Source organism: Gillisella terrae, from assembly GCF_004801395.1.
In the GTDB taxonomy this organism is placed as follows: Bacteria; Pseudomonadota; Alphaproteobacteria; order Rhizobiales; family Rhizobiaceae; genus Allorhizobium; species Allorhizobium terrae.
On the sequence record NZ_SSOA01000003.1, the window covers coordinates 424,339 to 442,471 of the forward strand.

Sequence of the window (18,133 nt, forward strand, 5' to 3'; positions counted from 1 at the left end):
AAGCTGGTTCTGAGCATATTTCCGGGAGGCCGTAAGGTCGGTATTCGTATTGAGACGATCAATGTAGATTAATGTGTAAAAAACGCATGCAAGCGCCAGGCCCAGAATCAAAAAAATCTGCTTGTTGGGGAAATCTATCTTTTCCAGCGATTTCATTTCCAATCGGGTGGCCATTTCTGCTCGAAACTCTGTGTTTTACACCGAAGTGATTTTTCGTCATCTGTTGTTATATTTTGAACTATTCAAATTTATATTAATGTGAAATCTGTTTGGTTTTTTAATCTATAGTATTTTGAAGGATGTTCCGTTTGAGCATTCTGCTTTGAATTGTTTGGAATATTCTTAATTTAGCCTCGTTGATTTTAAGGTGCGGAAGACTTTTTTTGGGGCGTTGCCAAGCCTATCCCGGCGTGCTGTTTATCAAGACGAAAAATCGCATACCATCGTGTACAATCTCTGTTGTCGGGCTTTTCAGAACCTGGACCTGCCAGAACTGGGGCGACCTGTGGATGGAGCCACTTGTCCACACGTTCATGTCATTCCTCACGCTGGAATGGCTTCGAGGCGTTATGCAGTGGGCTGGGCGAGGTGTTCATGCGCTTGATAGGGCGCGCTTTGCTGTAAAGGATATGTGGAAATCATGCGGTGGTGGGGCAGATTACGCAATGAAATCTGCCACATTTCATGATTACTCTTTATGATGAATGGAACAGGTTCATGGACCGGAATCTGTTTAAACAGAAAATTATGCAGCGAATATAAACAGCTACAACGGACCTTTGCTCAGGATATGTGGTGCTCAAAGGTTCATGTAGCGAGACGAATAACGGGAACCAAGGTATGCCGATCCTGATTGCAATGCTTATGGCTGTATTTTATTTCGTTGCACCCATGTCAATGGCCGCACAGAGCGCCGATGTTGAATCGACAATCAAATCGATCAACACCCAGAAATTGACGATCACGCTCGAAGACGGCAAGACCTATTCGTTGCCGGCAGAGTTTAATTTTGAAGGCCTCTCCGCTGGTGTGAAGGTGATTGTCTATTACACGGTGGTGGATGGTGTGCGCGTGCTCGACGATATCCAGGTCTTGAATTAAAGCCTGTCGCAGTCAAAGGCTTTACAGCACCGTGAACCCCATGTGACGCACACATGCATTAGATCCCGGCTTGAGGAGACTGGCCGATCCTCGCTTGCTCTTTTCGCAGAGATAAAATTGACAACGCCATGCCGGTTGGGGCCGTTATGGTGTTTTACAGCGTCCTTTGTGCGCCAAATATGGCGCACAAAGGACGCTGTAAAACATTTTAGCTGCTGCATAATTTTCACCTTAAATCGATTCCGATTTAAGGAATTATGCAGTAAGCCATTGCAATTGGCGCTGTTCCAGATCGATTTTCAGCACCCGATCCTGTGGAATATGCATGCTGCAAGCGTCATCCGGGGCAATGTTGCCGATCAGGCGAAAGAAGCTGCGGATAACGCCGCCATGGGTGACGGCCACTGTAGGCCGCTTCAGGGCTGCAAGCCATGCTCCGGTGCGCCAGGAGAGAATCTCATAACTTTCTGCGTGTTCGCCGGGAGCCAGAAAATCCCATTTGCCACGCGATCTTTGTTTGACGCGATCGGGAAACTGTTTTCTCAACTCTTCGGTGGTGCTGCCTTCCCAATCGCCAAAGCAGATTTCTTTCAGCCGGTCATCCAACTGATAGGTTGTTGGATCGAGTTGCATTTGTGCACGCAAACGTTCCATGGTTTCGCGTGTGCGCCCCAGAGGGGAGGCGATAAAGTCGTAGTGGGATGTGGTGTCGCCAAGCACTGCGGCGAGAAGTGCGCCATTTTGCGTCGCCTGTCCGCGTCCGGTCTCATTCAGCGGAATATCCGTTTGGCCCTGAAAGCGGCCTTCAGCATTCCAGTCCGTCTGACCATGACGAATAACATAGAGAAGCACAGGCAGACAAACCTTCCTGAATGTTGGAACGCCACAGATCGTAGCGCATAATTTCTGAAACCGGAATCGATTTAACAAGAAAAATATGAAGCAGATTGAAAGCTTTAAAGCCTTTTGCCCAACACGCAAACCAAACTGCAAAATTTTAAGAGAAAAGCCGTAACCGGCTTTTCTGAGAACGCACCTGGCCAAACAGCCATCGGGGTCTGGTCTGGTTCAATTTGAACCTGACAGACTCTAGAACGCAGGCAATCCTATTCCTTGACCACCGACATATCCGGAGCATCAACCGCCTTCATACCGACTGTATGATAGCCGCTGTCCACGTGGTGGATTTCGCCGGTGACGCCGGTGGAAAGATCAGACAGCAGGTAAAGGCCAGAGCTGCCAACCTCATCGGTTGTCACGTTACGCTTCAGTGGCGAATTATATTCGTTCCACTTCAGGATATAGCGGAAATCGCCAATGCCCGAGGCGGCCAAAGTCTTGATGGGGCCTGCGGAAATGGCGTTGACGCGAATGCCGCGACCGCCCATGTCTACGGCCAGATAGCGCACGCTGGCTTCCAAGGCCGCCTTTGCCACACCCATGACATTATAGTGCGGCATGACTTTTTCCGCGCCATAATAGGTCAGCGTCAAAATCGAGCCGCCGTCATTGAGCACAGATTCTGCGCGCTTGGCCACGGCCGTGAATGAGTAGACCGAAATGTCCATGGTGCGGGCGAAGTTTTCGCGGGTGGTATCGAGATAACGACCGGTCAATTCGTCTTTGTCAGAGAACGCGATGGCGTGGACGACAAAGTCAATTTTGCCCCACTTGTCTTCGATGTTTTGAAAAACCGCATCAACGCTTGCCAGATCGGTGACATCGCAATCCCCGGCCATAAAGGCATCGAGTTCCTTTGCCAGCGGTTCGACACGTTTTTTCAAAGCGTCGCCTTGCCATGTGAGCGCAATTTCCGCTCCGGCTTCTCGACAGGCTTTCGCAATACCCCATGCAATAGAGCGATTATTGGCAACACCCATAATGATGCCACGCTTGCCTGCCATGAGGCCCGATACTTGAGCCATGCTCTGCTCCTTGAGACTTTCGATTGGTCTTGCCTATGGCATAGGCTGCCCGCCTGTTCAAGCTATACCGGAGGGCTCAGAAGGGCTGCTGCGCAACAAATACTGTGCGGAACCGAAATAAACGGGGCTTTTGCAACTCAAAGGCGTGTTTTGCGTTTTGTTAAACGCAACGCGATGTGAAGCCCCCGAATTGCTGCATAATTTCCACCTTAAATCGATTCCGATTGAAGGAATTGTGCCGTAACGAAGAAGACGGCAGAGCGTTTCCCCTTTGTCAATCAGAGGAAAAGCCCATGCTTTATCACCTTCATCAGGTCTTTCAGTTTCTCATTCGGCTTCTCTGAGAGCACAATGCGGATATCCACCACCAGATCACCGCGCTGATTGGGACCACTCGGCAATCCCAGATTTTCGAGGCGAATGGGTTGCTCAGAACCGCTCCACGGCGGAATGGTGATTGTGACCGGACCGGACGGACCTTCTATCTGCGTCTCGCAACCAAGGACCGCATCTTCCAACGGCAGATTCAGAGTGCGGTGAATGTCATAGCCGTCAACCGTGAAGGGGCCGCCACGCAAGACTCGAAGCGTTGCCATGAGGTCGCCGGTGTGCATGCCAGGCACTTTAAGTCCCCGGCCTTCCATTCGCACAATGCTGCCGTCGGTGTGGCCCGGCTCAAGCGGCAGCCTGACATCTCTGCCGTCGCTCAGATGCAGGCTGATGGTGTTTTGCTGCAAGAGATCTTCAACGGCAATGGTGGCCTCGACGGTGATGTCGGGTGCCTTTTCCATCACCGGCGCAGGCTTGCGCATTCGACGCACAAGGGAGGTGATCAATTCAATAACTGGCAGGCCAAAGGTTCGGCTTTGCGCTTGTGTGTCGTCTTCCGGCTTTTTGCCCTCATCATGAGGGGCGAATGCTGCGCTTTCGTCCGCGACACTTGCATGCGCTGCATCGTTTGAAGTGCTGGTGTTGCCACCTGTGGCCGCGCCGGTCTTATCAGACGACGCGCTACTTGATGTGGAATTGCCGGGTGCCGATGGTGCCTGCGGGCCGTTGGGTTTGGAGCTGGCCTGATTGGTGGCCTGATTGGTGGCCTGACTGGTGGCTTGACTGGTTGCCTGAGCGTTCGCTTGCGCATTGGCAGCCGTTGATGCCTGTGCTTCGGCCGCCTTGGCCTTGGCGCGCGCAGCTTCGACCTTGACATTCAATGCTTCCGCAGCCTTTTCGGCTTTGGCGCGCTCGGCTTCAATCCGGGCAAGATCGGCCATGATGCGATCGGCATTGGCTTTGGCCTGCTTTGCACGCAGAGCGGCCGCGCGGGCTTCTTCACGCTGCTGCATGATTGTCTGTTCGCGCTTCATGGCTTCCATCTGAGAAAGGCGTTGATCGTAACGGCTGCGCTTGTCCTTGTCCTTCAGCACGTCATAGGCCTGGCCAATCTCGGCAAAGCGCTGCGTTGCATTGGGGTCATCCTGATTTTGGTCAGGATGAGAGGTTTTCGCTTTTGAGCGCCAGGCGGCCTTGATCTCCTCAGAGCCTGCATCACGTCGGACGCCAAGAATGGAATATGGATCGCGCATTTTAACACCAACCAAATACAAAAGCGGTTAAACTGACTGTTCCTCTTGTGGTTGCGCCATGATCTTTACGGCAAGCGTAACAACTTCGAAGTTTGCCGCAAACAATGCTCTGATCATCTGTCTGCGGCCTTATCCAATAACATTAGGAAGAAGAAGCTAACTGGAGGTTACTCCCCTCAGAAATGGCAGGGGGGCAACTTGCCAGCAAAAGACATTATGGCGCGTTATTCTAATTTATCAATCTTCCATCAAGGTTTTGTTTGCAAAAGACAATTATGAAGATAACTGCGCGGAAAAGTAATCCAGCCCCCCTCTCTTGAATCGATATAGGGCACGGTGCATTTGTATCAATATGGTAAAACTTGATTTAATTTCACCCGAATGCTCAAAAGCCAGGGGCTGAAAATTATGCCGCAAGGGCTTCAGGATTGTTGGCTGAAGTTTACCAATTGCCACTGACCGTTGCCGACCAGGCATGTGCGGCCATAAAATTTGGCAATACCGTCGTAAGCGTGACGGCTGGTTACAAAGGCGCGGCACACCACGCCGGAGCTAACGTCTTCGGCAATAGTGGTAATCACACCTGCGCTGCCGGTAGAGGCATTGGCCCACGGTACGGGGTTATTGCCCAGCCTGCCGAGGTCGGCGGAGGAAACGGCATTGCGAATGGTGTCTTGATCAGCGACTTTTTCCGGCTCAAGTGGGATGGAACCAGTCGAGATCGAGCGATCAACCTTGGCGGTGTCGCTGAAATCGAGCGTGCTGGCAACGCAGCCGCTCATCATGAGGCATAGTGCCGCGACAACAGAAAAGTGTACGCCAGCCGGTGTGCGTCTCTTTCTGTATCGATCTGGCTTTGCTATGTCTTCCAAGACCAATCCTGTCTTTCATGCGGTGCGTCATGCGCGCGCATTTTGGGAGTATTTAACACAATATGTCGCAAAATGAGTTAATAAGTGGTGACTTCGTCGACGCTCATGATCCTTTTGGTTTGTTTGAGACATGGTTGACCGACGCGAAAGCCAAGGAAATCAACGATCCCAACGCCGTTGCGCTGGCGACGGTGGATGAAACGGGCCTGCCCAATGTCCGGATGGTTCTCCTGAAAGATTTTGATACACGTGGTTTTGTGTTCTACACAAATTTCGAGAGTCAGAAGGGTACGGAGATTCTCTCGCAAAAGAAAGCCGCAATGTGCTTTCACTGGAAATCGCTGCGCCGACAGGTGCGTTTGCGCGGTGATGTCGAGCAGGTGTCCGACGAAGAGGCCGATGCCTATTACCAGACCCGGCCGCTCGGCAGCCGCATCGGAGCCTGGGCCTCCAAACAGTCGCGGCCGCTGGAAAGCCGCTTTGCGCTGGAAAAAGCGGTGGCCGAATATACGGCGCGCTATGCGCTGGGCAATATTCCGCGCCCACCCCATTGGTCGGGTTTTCGCATCAAGCCCTTAACCATCGAGTTCTGGCAGGATGGAAAATTCAGGCTGCATGACCGGGTGGAATTTCGCCGTGCCAGCGTCGATCAGCCGTGGTCAAAGGTGCGGATGTATCCGTAGGTCACTGACCAAAGAGTTTGAAGGGAATGCCAGACGCCAGCGCAGTAACATGTCGCGGCGTCTGGAAATAGCCGTTGAGCGAAATGCGCGGCAATGTGTAAAGGGCTGTCTGGTGGCGGGCATTGAGCGTGCCCGGCCTGGTGGTGACGGCCAGTCTCAGGCCTGCATCGCGCACTGCATTTGCGGTTCTGTCATCCACGCTGCGGGCATCGCCGTAGGGATAGGCAAAACTGGTCGGTCGCTGGCCAGTCACACCCTCAATGTAATCCACGGACGCAACAATATCATTCGCCAAGTCCTCATCGCTCAGTCTGGTCAAAGCGCGATGGCTGACACTATGGGCACCCAAAGTGACCAGAGGATGGCTTGCGAAATCGCGCAATTCGGCGGTGGATAGAATGGCAGCCTCCACCATCTCAACGCTGTTGATGCCGTGATGCAGCGCCAGCGCGTTGAGCGCATGGATGGCGTCCGCCTCATCAGATTGAGCAATGCGCTGGGCAATCTGGTCAAACGCCTGCTGCTTGCTCGCGGGGGTTTGGGCTGAGATTGCGGTGGTGACACCATTGAGCGAGAACTCGAAGTGATCGACCTTGCGCACCAATGCAGCCAGCGTCTCCCACCATAGTGTATGGCTGCGATTGGACAGGCCCTGACAGGCAAAAACCGTACACGGTGCTTCAAAATGCTCAAAGATAGGCAGCGCCATGGTTTTGGTGTTGTGGTAGGCATCATCAAGCGTGAAAGCCGCAAAAGGCCGGGAGGAGGGGGCCGCCAGACGCTGCGGCACCTGATCCAGCCGGATGAATTCATAGTTTTCCCGCCACAGGGTTCGAAGCGCTGTGGCCAGAAACTGTGGCGTGATTTCAAGATGGCGGTTTGGGTCTGGCTCTTTTGCCTGATAGGGACGAACATGGTGCAGCGTGAAAATGGTACCGTAACCACGGGCATCCTGCATCAGATTGAGCTGCCGCATGATTGACGCTGTTGCCAATCCGCCCGCAATAACCTTGCGTCTGATGCTCGCCTTGCTCATTGTGCTCAAAATTCCAGCCCATCAGGCCGGGGCTTGAAAGCCCCTCTGCCATCTGTCCTCTATCCGTCTGTGTGCAGCTTTAGCAGCATCAAGCCAGAGGTGGCAATGGCTGGCAAGACCGCGACAAACCCGAAGAAAAAGCTGGCAGCGACTGCATGACCTACCACCGGATCGGTCGCCGTTTCTGAAAAGCCAAAGCTGTTGGCAACCAGACCTGCAAAGGCCGCCCCCAGAGCATAGCCCGCCGATTGCAAGGTGGGCAGCAGCGCAGATGTCTTGTCTCGCTCACCCTCCGGGCTTGCCATCATCAGAGTTTGGTTGAGAAAGCTCCAGCCCATGCCAAAGGCCGCGCCAATGGCAATCAGCGACAGGGTCAGCAAAGGCAAAGAGGGATGAAGGATGGCGAAGGCCACTCCGGCCAGTCCGCAGGCTTCCACCGCAACACTTGCGACAATCAGCGCCTTTTGCACACGCCCACTGCCAATATTGGCAACGCCAATGGCCGTGGCGCTCCAGCTCAGCGCAATCAATGCGCCCATGGTGCCAGCGGTGGTGGGGCCCATATGCCACAGATGTTGCAGGCTGTAGACCAGATAAACACCGCTGGCTGCCTGCGCAAAGGGCATCAGCAGAACACTCCACAGGCCAAAGCCCACGGCGGTGGCCGAGGAAAACGCACTACAGGGCAAAATCGATTCCAGTGCAGATTCATCCAGCACAACGAAGAGAACCAGAGCCGCCATAGCCAGCCCGATCATGGTGTTGCGGGAGATGGTCAGGGCCGTCAAATTGGCTGCGAGCAAAAGAATGAAGGCAAACAGCAGCAAGCTTAACCGGCCTGCCGGGATGGCGCTTTTGAGCGCTTGAAGCGGCGGGCGGGCCGGAACGCAGAGCGCAGTTGCCAAAAATATGGCAACAATGGGGATGTTGATCAAAAAGGCGGCGCGCCATGAGAGGGTTTCCGTCACAACGCCCGCCAGCACCGGCCCGCCAAAGGCTGCCAAGGCCCACACACAGGCCTCCAGACCAAAGACTTTGGCAATGAGATGGCGGGGATAAATTTCAGGGATCAGCATGTAGCACACGGCGGCCACCACGCCCTCGCCAAGGCCCTGCAAGATTCTGCCAACAATGACGCCTGCAATGGAAGACGCATGGGCGGCCAGCAACGTGCCCAGCAGAAAAATAATCGTGGTGCCGATCAGGGCATTGCGCGCCCCCATGCGGGATTTGAGCATTGCGGCACTGGCCCCGGCGACAATGGAGGCGGCGAGATAAAGCGTGCTGGCCCAGGGCAAAAGCCGTGCACCGCCAATCTCGCTCACCGCCGAGGGCAGGGTGGTGCTCACCAGAAAGGCGTTGAAGGCATAAAGGCCAACACCAATGCACAGCATCAGCGTGGTCATCCGATATGGACGGCCAAACAGTGCCTTCCAGTGACCGGCGGGGTGGTTCTGTGAATTTGACGCACTATTATCCATAACATCTTGAATTTCAGCCATAAAATTTTCCTTAAATCGGGTGTGGCATATCACTCGCCGTCACGCTACAACCTCAACTTAAGTTGAGGTAAAGAGGAAAAATGACATGATGAGCGGTTTGACAGTGGGGGATGTGGCGCGCCGCAGCGGCGTTGCTGTCTCGGCTCTGCATTTCTATGAGCGCAAGGGGCTTATCTCGTCGCATCGCACCTCCGGCAATCAAAGGCGTTATGACCGAGACGTGTTGCGGCGGGTGGCAATTATCCGCGCTGCGCTGGTGTTGGGCATTCCGCTTGCCGAGGTGGCAACTCTGCTGGGAGGGCTGCCCAAGGGGGCCACGCCCTCGAAGGAAGACTGGCGCAAAATGGCGTCCAGTTGGGCCGAAACACTGGATCAGCGGATCCGCCTGTTAAGCCGGTTGCGCGATGATCTGGGCAGCTGTATTGGCTGCGGCTGCCTGTCGATGACGCATTGCAATATCTTCAATGCGAACGACCAGGCAGGGCAAAGAGGAAGCGGTGCGGTTTTATTGGTGGAAAGCTATGAGAACGGATCGGGAAACCCATCAGATTCCACAGAGTTGCCATAATTGCGCAACCTTTCGTTAATGATATTGGGCAAGATGATGGCGTTGAACTATTCCTGCCTCATTTTGGGGCTACTGCGACACGCCTGAAACCGGAATCGGTTTGAGATGCGCGTTGCGCAGGAGAAATCACGGACCACGTTGAAGTTGGGTGCACCGTTTGAGATGCATCAAACCTCTTTGTGGTGAGGCAGGTGTAGCATTTATGCTTGTTGAGATGCTCTTTGTTGAGATACTTGGGGTCCTTTAGTGAAGTTTTACAGTCGTCAGTTCGGAGTCCGTATGAACAGGATCTTGGTCGCGCTTTTGATGTTTTTGTCGATGAGCGCAATCGCAACACCAGCATCGGCTGGCGGTGCGCAGTTTCTTCTCGATGCACGAACCGGCCGTGTTCTTTTCTCGGAAAATGCGGATGTTTTGAACCATCCCGCCTCCCTCACCAAGATGATGACGATCTACATGGCCTTTGACGCCATTCGTCGCGGCACGTTGAGCTGGGACAGCCCGGTGCCGTTTTCCAAACATGCTGCACGCCAACATCCAACCAAGTTGCGGTTGAAAGAGGGTGATCAGATCACCGTGCGCGAAGCGATATTGAGCATGATCACGCTCTCAGCCAATGACTCTGCCGCCGCTCTTGCCGAGAAAATGGGTGGCACCGAGGAGGGCTTTGCAGCCATGATGACGGCCAAGGCCCGTCAGCTCGGCATGCCCAATACGACTTTTGTCAATGCGTCCGGCCTGCCAGACACCCGCCAGATTACCACCGCGCGCGATATGTCGACGCTGGCCGTGGCGCTGTTGCGCGATTTCCCGCGCGAATATCACCTGTTCGCCACGCGCTCCTTTAATTTTCGTGGCCGCACCATCAATGGCCACAACAATCTCATGTATCGCCTCAAAGGCATTGACGGCATCAAGACAGGCTATACGGACGCCTCCGGCTTCAATCTGGTGAGCGCCTATTCCGATGGCAATCGCCGTGTGATCGGCGTGGTCATGGGCGGCCGCACCGCCGCAAGCCGTGATAACCTGATGGCCAAGCTCATCACCTCCAACCTGTCCAAAGCGCAAGAAGGCAATGCCCTGATTGCCAGCGCCACACCAACGGCTCCGATTGTCATTGCCCAGGCCAGTGGCAATATTCCAAAACCCGTTGACCGCTCAGAAACCATCACCGTTGCTGATGCTGATGCACCGATCCTCGGATCACGCTTTGGCAATGCTTACGCTGGCGGCACCAGCAACAGCGCCGCCGCTGCAACCGAAGCCATGATCACCGGCTCCGTTGCCCGCACGGCTCACCCACGTCCATTGAAGCCCATTCCATTGACCCGCGACGGCGAATGGCAGATCCAGATTGCAGCGGCACCCAGCGCTGAAAAAGCCATGAGCCTGTTGCAATCGATCCGCGACAAGATCGGCGGCCCGCTGGCAGAGCGTGATATTTACACCGAAGCCTATACGCACAATGGATCGACGGTCTATCGCGCCCGCTTCACCGGCTTTCCCAACAAGGATGAAGCGCAAAACGCCTGCGAGCGTCTGGTCAAAAGCAGCTATGATTGCGTGTTGATGCCCGCACGCGGCTAAACTCCTTTCGGTCTTTATTATTCCGCGTCTTTTGTCACTGCTGGCGAGCCCTCTCTACAGCGCCGTGCGTTTTATAAAACGCACAAAGGACGCTGTAACACTTTTAATCTGCTGCATAATTTTCACCTTAAATCGATTCCGATTTAAGGAATTATGCAGTAGGGCTCGTCAGCTTATTGACAAACCTCTCGCTCGACGTTTCGTCACCCTCGGGCCTGTCCCGAGGGTCTGTCGTGGCTGGATAAGCAATTGACTTTGCTTATGAAATTAGCGTGGTTAGATGCTCGGCACAGGGCCGAGCATGACGTCGAGGATAAATTTAGGGTTTGTCAGCGGTCTGGCGAGCCCTCTCTAGGGCTCGTTTTTTGTTTTCCTACTCGACAATCTCGCGAAAATGCGCGACAAAGTCAAGAACAAATGGAGAACAATATGATGGAATCTCTGACACAGCAATTTGAGGCGGCATCAAAAAAATATGCGCAAGCGAATGGCTTGGAGCGCGATGCTGATTGGTTCTTGTTGAAACTGGCAGAGGAAGCGGGAGAGTTGCTGCAAGTGGCCAACCGTCTCAGCGGCCGCAGCCGTGCCAAAGGCATGAACGAGGAGGAGATCGCCCTGCTGCTGGCCGATGAAACTGCAGATCTCTTAGGCCATGTGCTGTTGTTTGCTCACCATCACAAGCTGGATATGCCGTCAGCCATTGCGCGCAAATGGCGTTTCATCCCCGCTGAAGAAGGGATTGCCCCTCAAAAAAGTGGCAGCACTGGTGAAGATCGTCGATGATCAGGGTGGCCATCGCCCGGATTTCATCGGATGGTGGTAGAAGATCCGGCACCATCACAGCCATCATGCCAGCGCTGGCTGCCGAGCGGATGCCATTGTGCGAATCTTCCAGTGCCAGACAATCCTTTGGATCAACGCCGAGCTTGGCTGCTGCTGTGAGATAGGGATCGGGCGCAGGCTTGCCATGAGCATAATCGCCTTGGGCAATGATGCGATGAAAGCGCGGCAAAATGCCAAAATCGGCAAGGTGATGCTGCACTTGGCTGTGGTTGGACGAGGTGCAGATTGCTCTTGGAATGTCATATTGGTCCAGCACATCCAAAAGCGCCAGCACCCCCGCCTTGAGGTTCAGCTCCAGCGCCATCAACTGATCAAAATGTTCCAGCCATGTGACGCGAAACGCATCGGCATCAAAATCATCGCCGTAGTGGTCTCTTAGCAATCGCGCAATATTGGGCCAAGGCTGCCCCAACATGCCCTCATAGACGGATGCCCCAACCAAAAGCCCGTTGTGCTCACCCGCTGAAATCACCGATTTGCGGTAGAGAATCTCACTGTCGAGAATCAGGCCATCCATATCAAAGATGACCGCTTTGGGCGGGCGAGGCAGCATGGGGGAGGGCGTCCTTTCAGATATTTGGCTTTCAGACATTTGGATTGTTTTCGCGATAAATGCGGATTTCGCCTTGGTATAGGCGTCGCCATCATAACGATAATGTTCGGCAAGCTGCTTTTTCAGGGCGGCGTAGGCTTGGGCTAATTCTGGATCGCGCCGAAGACGGTCTCGAAAGATCATCCTCTTCCGATGTGTCTCAGATTGCGGAGGACAGAGATAGACCCGATATCCCGGATTGCCTGCCTTCTGATTGCCGGGGAGAAAAAACGCAAAAACACCATCGCCATAACGTGCACCACGCGGCTCATACCCCGCATGCTCCAGCTTTGCGCACGCATCTGAGATGCTGGCACCTTCCGTGAGTGTGACGTCTATATCGATCTTCGGCTTGGCCGCAAGTTCGGGCACAGCGGTGCTTCCCACATGATCGATAAGGCTGACCGCACCTTTCAAAATGGCTGAGAGGTTTCGCGAGGCCTCAGCAAAATGCTGCGGCCAGGCGGGATCATAATCAACAATCTCAACACGATAGGCCATTGAAGCGGTTACGTCTTCGTGCCGCCCACCGTCACCTGATCCATGCGCAAATGCGGCTGGCCGACGCCCACCGGCACCCATTGTCCGGCCTTGCCGCAATTGCCAATGCCGGTATCCAGCTTCATGTCATTGCCAATCATCGACACGCGCTTCATGGCGTCCGGGCCATTGCCAATCAGCATGGCACCTTTCACCGGTGCGCCCAATTTGCCGTTTTCAATCATATAGGCTTCCGTGCAGCCAAACACGAATTTGCCCGAGGTAATATCCACCTGACCACCCCCGAAAGACACGGCATAAATGCCCTTCTTGACCGAGGCGATGATTTCTTCCGGCGTTTTGTCGCCAGACAACATATAGGTATTGGTCATGCGTGGCATTGGCTGGTGGGCATAGCCCTGGCGGCGGCCATTGCCGGTGGGCTTCATGCCCATCAGCCGGGCATTCTGACGGTCTTGCATATACCCCACCAGACGGCCATTTTCGATCAGCACGTTACAAGCCGATGGGGTGCCTTCATCGTCCACGGTGATCGAGCCACGGCGATCGTTGATTGTGCCGTCATCCACCACGGTCACGCCGGGAGCGGCGACCATTTCGCCCAGCAAGCCAGCAAAGGCCGAGGTTTTTTTGCGATTGAAATCACCTTCCAACCCGTGACCCACAGCTTCATGCAGCATCACGCCTGGCCAGCCATTGCCCAGCACAATATCCATGGTGCCGGCGGGGGCTTCAATCGCTTCCAGATTGATCAAGGATTGGCGCAGCGCATCATCAGCCCCCGCTTTCCAACTCTCAGTGTTGAGAAAATCATCAAAACCCATGCGGCCACCAAAGCCGAATGAACCGCTTTCCTGCCGATCGCCTTGTCCGGTGATCACCGAAATATTCAGCCGGGTCATGGGGCGCACGTCGCGCACACGGTGGCCATCGGCCCGCAGAATTTCCACCACCTGCCAGCTGGCGGCAATCGAGGCAGACACCTGCCGCACCTTGGAATCCTTGGAGCGAAGGTAAGCATCAATGTCCGACAGCAGAGCCACTTTTTCTTCAAAGCTGGGGCTGCCAATCGGGTTGCCATCACCATAGAGCTTGGCATTGGTGCGCTGTGGCGCGCTGGCATAAGAGCCGCTGTGGCCGTGGGTGACAGCGCCAACCGCATCGGCGGCGCGGGCAAGCGCGCTTTGCGACAGCTCGCCCGAATGGGCATAGCCAACTGCTTCGCCAGCGACCGCGCGCAAGCCAAAACCCTGATCGGTATTGAAGCTGCCGCCCTTCAGACGACCATTATCAAAGGAGAGTGATTCGGCCTGGGCATGCTCGATATACAATTCGCCATCATCCGAGCCCTCCAGCGCCTTCGCGACGGTTTTCGTCAGGGTCTGCTCGTCGCAGTCAAACAGGCTCAAGAGGTCGGTGTTCATAGGCTTCTCCTTCGGCAATACAGCGCCGTTTGTCCGCCATGGCTGGCAAAGCGCCGCTGTAGCACTGTTGTGCTACCTCATGTAGTCTCGGTTTGCGCACGGAACAAGTCTTATGGCAGCGCGTCATAGCCTTCGGCAAAACCGTTCAGCGCCACCGGAATGCCAACCCGGTCCTGATCGGAGGATTCCCGCACGGCAAAGACCGCGTTTTTGCCAGAGCGCAAAATCTTCATCAACTGATCGTCGATTTCCACTTCCACGTAGCAGCCCTCGGCAAAGCAGCGAGTGAAATTTGCGGTGCCAACTTTGTTATTGTCGATAAACAGGTCCATGCCATCTTTGAGCAAAACGCCCAAGGGAGCCAGAATCCGCAGGATGCGGGCTTTGCGGTCGGCTGTTTTCAGCACCACAACCGAGAGGCCGATTTCCGGCCGGTCATCGGCAATCACATTTTGCATCAGCGCGCATTGCTCCTGCGATGTGCCCGCTGGCGTATCGCAGACAACAGACCATGCGCCATGATTGGAGCGAACAGTGCCAGCCTGTGGTTGTTGCGCCATTGCAAAGCCTGGCAGCAAAGCCGCACCAACTGCCGCCGTAAAAAGCCCGGCCCGCAACACTCTTTGGAAACCCATGGAAACCTCTGGAACTTTGTTCAATCTGCCAATTGTTGTCAGTGTCTGCACTTAACACCTGTCTGCGCTTTGCGCACCATGAAACGTGCGATCATCACTGAAACAAATCCAATCTCTTTGGTTTTTCCAACATTCAAGAGGGCAAACCACCGTTTCACGCAGCACACACATGTGGACGTGTGCCTCTCTTTTCCAGTTGAGTGAGGCATAATTGGGACCGGGCTTGTCACGGTCACGGCAGAAGGGAGGGCCGTTTACATCTAGCCTCCCTTGGCCCTTGCTATAGCCCATCTTTGCCAACGCCTTCTTCACCGGCGCGTTGCGCAGCGCTGGAATGGGGAAGATGTGTGTCATTCGAGGAGGCGCGGACAAAATTTTGAGCATCGTGCTGATTCCCGCCTTCTGCAGGATGCTCTAACCGCTTACGTTCCAAGGTGAGGTGTGATAGTTTTGCCAATAAGGGGTTGTGGGCGCTCAAAAAACATGTTGGCCCATGAAATGCGACGGGATAGCCATAAGAATAGCCGAAAACACGCCCCAGTCATCACATGTGTGTGTTGCGAATTTGTTGGAATTGTGATTTTAAATTAGCATCATATCAGGGATCGAGCGTTTGCCATTGATTTGGGTCAAACGTGGGAGGAGAGCCAGCCGTGATAAAAAATATTTTCTTTTGTTTTTCCAGTTTGGTCATCTGTCTTTTGACCGCCACGGGGGCGATGGCGGATCAACCGAAAGAATGGCAGATGGATTTGCAGCCCTTTGCCACGCCGGTTATGGAGCAGATCCGTTGGTTTAACCATTATACGCTGTGGTTTATTGTGCCGGTGACGCTGTTTGTTTTGGCGCTGTTGATCATTGTTGTCGTCAAGTTTCGCGCCAGTGCCAATCCCGTGGCATCACGCACCAGCCACAATGCCGCTATTGAAGTGGCCTGGACCCTTGGGCCGGTGCTTATTCTGTTTTTTCTCGCCATTCCGTCGTTTAATCTGCTCTCCTACGAGCTGACCATCCCGGAAAAGCCTGATCTGACCGTCAAGGCCACCGCCACCCAATGGCAGTGGAACTATGAATATGCAGGCGAAAAGCCATTGGCCTTCGACAGCTACATGCTGAAAGATCAGGACCGTGCCGCCGTTGGCAAGGAAGATCGCAAGATCTATCCGCGCTTGCTGGCTGTTGATAATGAGTTGGTCATTCCCGTCAACAAAACCGTGCGTGTGCTGGTGACCGCCGCGCCAACCGATGTGATCCATTCCTTCGCAATGCCATCTTTCGGGATCAAGATTGATGCCGTGCCGGGCCGTTTGAACGAAACCTGGTTCAAGGCCGAGCGCGAAGGTCTTTATTATGGCCAGTGCTCGGAACTGTGCGGTAAGGATCATGCTTTCATGCCCATCGCGATCCGCGTTGTGTCGGAAGACAAGTATAATTCATGGATGAGCGCCGCTGGCACTGATCTGAGTGGTGCCAACAAAGCGCTGATCGCCGCTGTGGATGGGGTGAAATCCTCTGTTCAGCTGGCTCAGAACGTTTCGAACTGAGAGAGGGAGTGAGGACAATGGCTGGACCTGCCGTCGAGGGCACTCATGCTCACGGACATTCACACGATCATAAGCCGGGCTTCGTGGCTCGCTGGTTGTTTTCGACCAATCATAAAGACATTGGTACACTTTATCTGATCTTCGCCATCATCGCCGGTATCATCGGTGGTGCGCTCTCGGTTGCCATGCGCATGGAATTGCAAGAGCCGGGCATTCAGATTTTCCACGGCCTTGCGGCCATGGTCTATGGTTTTGAGGGCGATGCTGCCATTGATGGCGGCAAGCATATGTATAACGTGTTCACCACAGCGCATGCGCTGATCATGATTTTCTTCATGGTCATGCCCGCGCTGATTGGCGGTTTTGCCAACTGGATGATCCCGATCATGATCGGTGCGCCAGATATGGCCTTTCCACGCCTCAACAATATCTCGTTTTGGCTGATTGTGCCTGCATTCCTTCTGCTGATCCTGTCGATGTTTGTCGAAGGCCCGGCCGGGGCTTATGGCGTTGGCGGCGGCTGGACCATGTATCCGCCGCTGGCGACATCGGGGCAGCCGGGACCTGCTGTGGATCTGGCGATTTTTGCCCTGCACGTGTCGGGTGCCTCGTCCATTCTCGGTGCCATCAACTTCATCACCACCATTTTGAACATGCGCGCGCCGGGTATGACCCTGCATAAAATGCCGCTGTTTGCCTGGTCGGTGCTGGTTACGGCCTTCCTTCTGCTCTTGTCTCTGCCAGTTCTGGCTGGTGGTATTACCATGCTGCTGACAGACCGTAATTTCGGCACCAGCTTCTTTGCGCCAGAGGGCGGCGGTGACCCGATCCTCTATCAGCATCTGTTCTGGTTCTTCGGCCATCCTGAAGTTTATATCCTGATCCTGCCGGGCTTTGGCATTATCAGCCACATCATCTCAACCTTCTCAAAGAAGCCGGTTTTTGGTTATCTCGGCATGGCCTATGCCATGGTGGCCATTGGCGCGGTTGGCTTTGTGGTCTGGGCGCATCATATGTACACGGTTGGCCTGTCGCTGGCCGCGCAACGCTACTTCGTTTTCGCAACCATGGTGATCGCGGTGCCCACCGGCATCAAGATCTTCTCCTGGATTGCGACCATGTGGGGCGGATCACTGTCGTTCAGAACCCCCATGGTCTGGGCCATTGGCTTCATCTTCCTGTTCACGGTGGGTGGCGTTACGGGCGTGCAGCTGGCCAATGCCGGTCTTGATCGCTCATTGCATGATACCTATTACGTGGTGGCGCATTTCCATTACGTGCTGTCTTTGGGCGCAGTATTTGCAATCTTTGCCGGGTGGTATTATTGGTTCCCGAAAATGTCGGGCTATATGTATAGCGAGTTCATTGGAAAACTGCATTTCTGGGTCATGTTCATTGGTGTGAACATGGTGTTCTTCCCGCAGCATTTCCTTGGTCTTGCCGGTATGCCGCGGCGTTACATTGATTACCCGGATGCATTTGTGGACTGGAACAGGATCTCCTCTTACGGTTCCTACATCTCGGCAGTTGCGGTTGGTATTTTCCTGTTTGGCGTGTTCGAGGCCTTTGCGAAAAAGCGGGTGGCCGGAGACAATCCATGGGGCGAGGGTGCCACCACACTGGAATGGCAGTTGTCTTCACCGCCGCCATACCACCAGTGGGAACAGTTGCCCCGCATCAAGTGATAGAATAAGTCGTCAACGCCGTGACTTAGCCCGGCACGGCGTTGACGAA

Annotated in this window: 16 protein-coding genes; 7 read left to right on the forward strand and 9 right to left on the reverse strand. The window is 54.3% G+C overall.

Features of this window, described 5'->3' with window-relative positions; all coding sequences use genetic code 11:
* The first annotated feature begins 840 nt into the window (after positions 1-840).
* Positions 841-1,101 carry a DUF1344 domain-containing protein gene (locus E6C51_RS09175; protein ID WP_146931396.1) on the forward strand — a complete coding sequence of 87 codons (261 nt, stop codon included), beginning with the start codon at positions 841-843 and terminating at the stop codon, positions 1,099-1,101.
* A gap of 255 nt (positions 1,102-1,356) precedes the next feature.
* Here the strand turns inward: E6C51_RS09175 and E6C51_RS09180 are convergent, their stop codons facing one another.
* The 4 genes from E6C51_RS09180 to E6C51_RS09195 form a co-directional block, all read right to left on the reverse strand.
* Positions 1,357-1,953, reverse strand: a complete 597-nt coding sequence (locus tag E6C51_RS09180; RefSeq protein ID WP_190235731.1) for a histidine phosphatase family protein — start codon at positions 1,951-1,953, stop codon at positions 1,357-1,359.
* A gap of 254 nt (positions 1,954-2,207) precedes the next feature.
* Positions 2,208-3,026 (reverse strand): enoyl-ACP reductase FabI, encoded by an 819-nt coding sequence (gene fabI / locus E6C51_RS09185; RefSeq protein WP_146931388.1) that lies wholly within the window; start codon positions 3,024-3,026, stop codon positions 2,208-2,210.
* 278 nt (positions 3,027-3,304) lie between these two features.
* A complete protein-coding gene (locus E6C51_RS09190; protein WP_190235732.1) occupies positions 3,305-4,609 on the reverse strand; it encodes a J domain-containing protein in 1,305 nt (434 codons plus the stop codon).
* Between the two features lie 422 nt (positions 4,610-5,031).
* The gene (locus E6C51_RS09195; RefSeq protein WP_269141822.1) at positions 5,032-5,481 is read right to left on the reverse strand and encodes an RT0821/Lpp0805 family surface protein; all 450 of its coding nucleotides are present in this window, start codon (positions 5,479-5,481) and stop codon (positions 5,032-5,034) included.
* Between the two features lie 62 nt (positions 5,482-5,543).
* Between E6C51_RS09195 and pdxH the strand changes: the two genes are divergently transcribed.
* Positions 5,544-6,164 carry a pyridoxamine 5'-phosphate oxidase gene (pdxH, locus tag E6C51_RS09200; protein WP_190235733.1) on the forward strand — a complete coding sequence of 207 codons (621 nt, stop codon included), beginning with the start codon at positions 5,544-5,546 and terminating at the stop codon, positions 6,162-6,164.
* Between the two features lies 1 nt (position 6,165).
* On the opposite strand, the gene E6C51_RS09205 is transcribed toward pdxH, so the two are convergent.
* Together E6C51_RS09205 and E6C51_RS09210 are read right to left on the reverse strand one after the other, a co-directional pair.
* Entirely contained in the window at positions 6,166-7,200 is a 1,035-nt protein-coding gene (locus tag E6C51_RS09205; protein ID WP_190235734.1) for a polysaccharide deacetylase family protein, read from the reverse strand.
* Positions 7,201-7,259: 59 nt separating this feature from the next.
* The gene (locus E6C51_RS09210; protein WP_190235735.1) at positions 7,260-8,702 is read right to left on the reverse strand and encodes an MFS transporter; all 1,443 of its coding nucleotides are present in this window, start codon (positions 8,700-8,702) and stop codon (positions 7,260-7,262) included.
* Positions 8,703-8,787: 85 nt separating this feature from the next.
* Between E6C51_RS09210 and soxR the strand changes: the two genes are divergently transcribed.
* From soxR to E6C51_RS09225, 3 genes are all read left to right on the forward strand, one after another.
* Positions 8,788-9,270: a redox-sensitive transcriptional activator SoxR gene (soxR, locus tag E6C51_RS09215; RefSeq protein ID WP_190235736.1), complete on the forward strand. Its 483-nt coding sequence runs from the start codon at positions 8,788-8,790 to the stop codon at positions 9,268-9,270.
* Between the two features lie 279 nt (positions 9,271-9,549).
* On the forward strand, positions 9,550-10,860 hold the full coding sequence (locus E6C51_RS09220; protein WP_146931369.1) for a D-alanyl-D-alanine carboxypeptidase: 1,311 nt from the start codon (positions 9,550-9,552) through the stop codon (positions 10,858-10,860).
* Between the two features lie 249 nt (positions 10,861-11,109).
* Positions 11,110-11,643 carry a nucleoside triphosphate pyrophosphohydrolase family protein gene (locus E6C51_RS09225; RefSeq protein WP_330999762.1) on the forward strand — a complete coding sequence of 178 codons (534 nt, stop codon included), beginning with the start codon at positions 11,110-11,112 and terminating at the stop codon, positions 11,641-11,643.
* Here the strand turns inward: E6C51_RS09225 and E6C51_RS20150 are convergent.
* From E6C51_RS20150 to E6C51_RS09245, 3 genes are all read right to left on the reverse strand, one after another.
* On the reverse strand, positions 11,579-12,796 hold the full coding sequence (locus E6C51_RS20150) for an HAD-IA family hydrolase (protein WP_230987158.1): 1,218 nt from the start codon (positions 12,794-12,796) through the stop codon (positions 11,579-11,581). The genes E6C51_RS09225 and E6C51_RS20150 overlap by 65 nt on opposite strands.
* An 8-nt stretch (positions 12,797-12,804) precedes the next feature.
* A complete protein-coding gene (gene tldD, locus E6C51_RS09240; RefSeq protein ID WP_190235737.1) occupies positions 12,805-14,220 on the reverse strand; it encodes a metalloprotease TldD in 1,416 nt (471 codons plus the stop codon).
* A gap of 110 nt (positions 14,221-14,330) precedes the next feature.
* Positions 14,331-14,855: an invasion associated locus B family protein gene (locus E6C51_RS09245; protein ID WP_146931360.1), complete on the reverse strand. Its 525-nt coding sequence runs from the start codon at positions 14,853-14,855 to the stop codon at positions 14,331-14,333.
* A gap of 719 nt (positions 14,856-15,574) precedes the next feature.
* Here E6C51_RS09245 and coxB point away from each other — a divergent pair.
* Both coxB and ctaD read left to right on the forward strand, forming a co-directional pair.
* Positions 15,575-16,399: a cytochrome c oxidase subunit II gene (gene coxB / locus E6C51_RS09250; RefSeq protein WP_190235794.1), complete on the forward strand. Its 825-nt coding sequence runs from the start codon at positions 15,575-15,577 to the stop codon at positions 16,397-16,399.
* A gap of 17 nt (positions 16,400-16,416) precedes the next feature.
* Positions 16,417-18,084 (forward strand): cytochrome c oxidase subunit I, encoded by a 1,668-nt coding sequence (gene ctaD / locus E6C51_RS09255; protein WP_146931357.1) that lies wholly within the window; start codon positions 16,417-16,419, stop codon positions 18,082-18,084.
* The last annotated feature ends 49 nt before the right edge of the window (positions 18,085-18,133 follow it).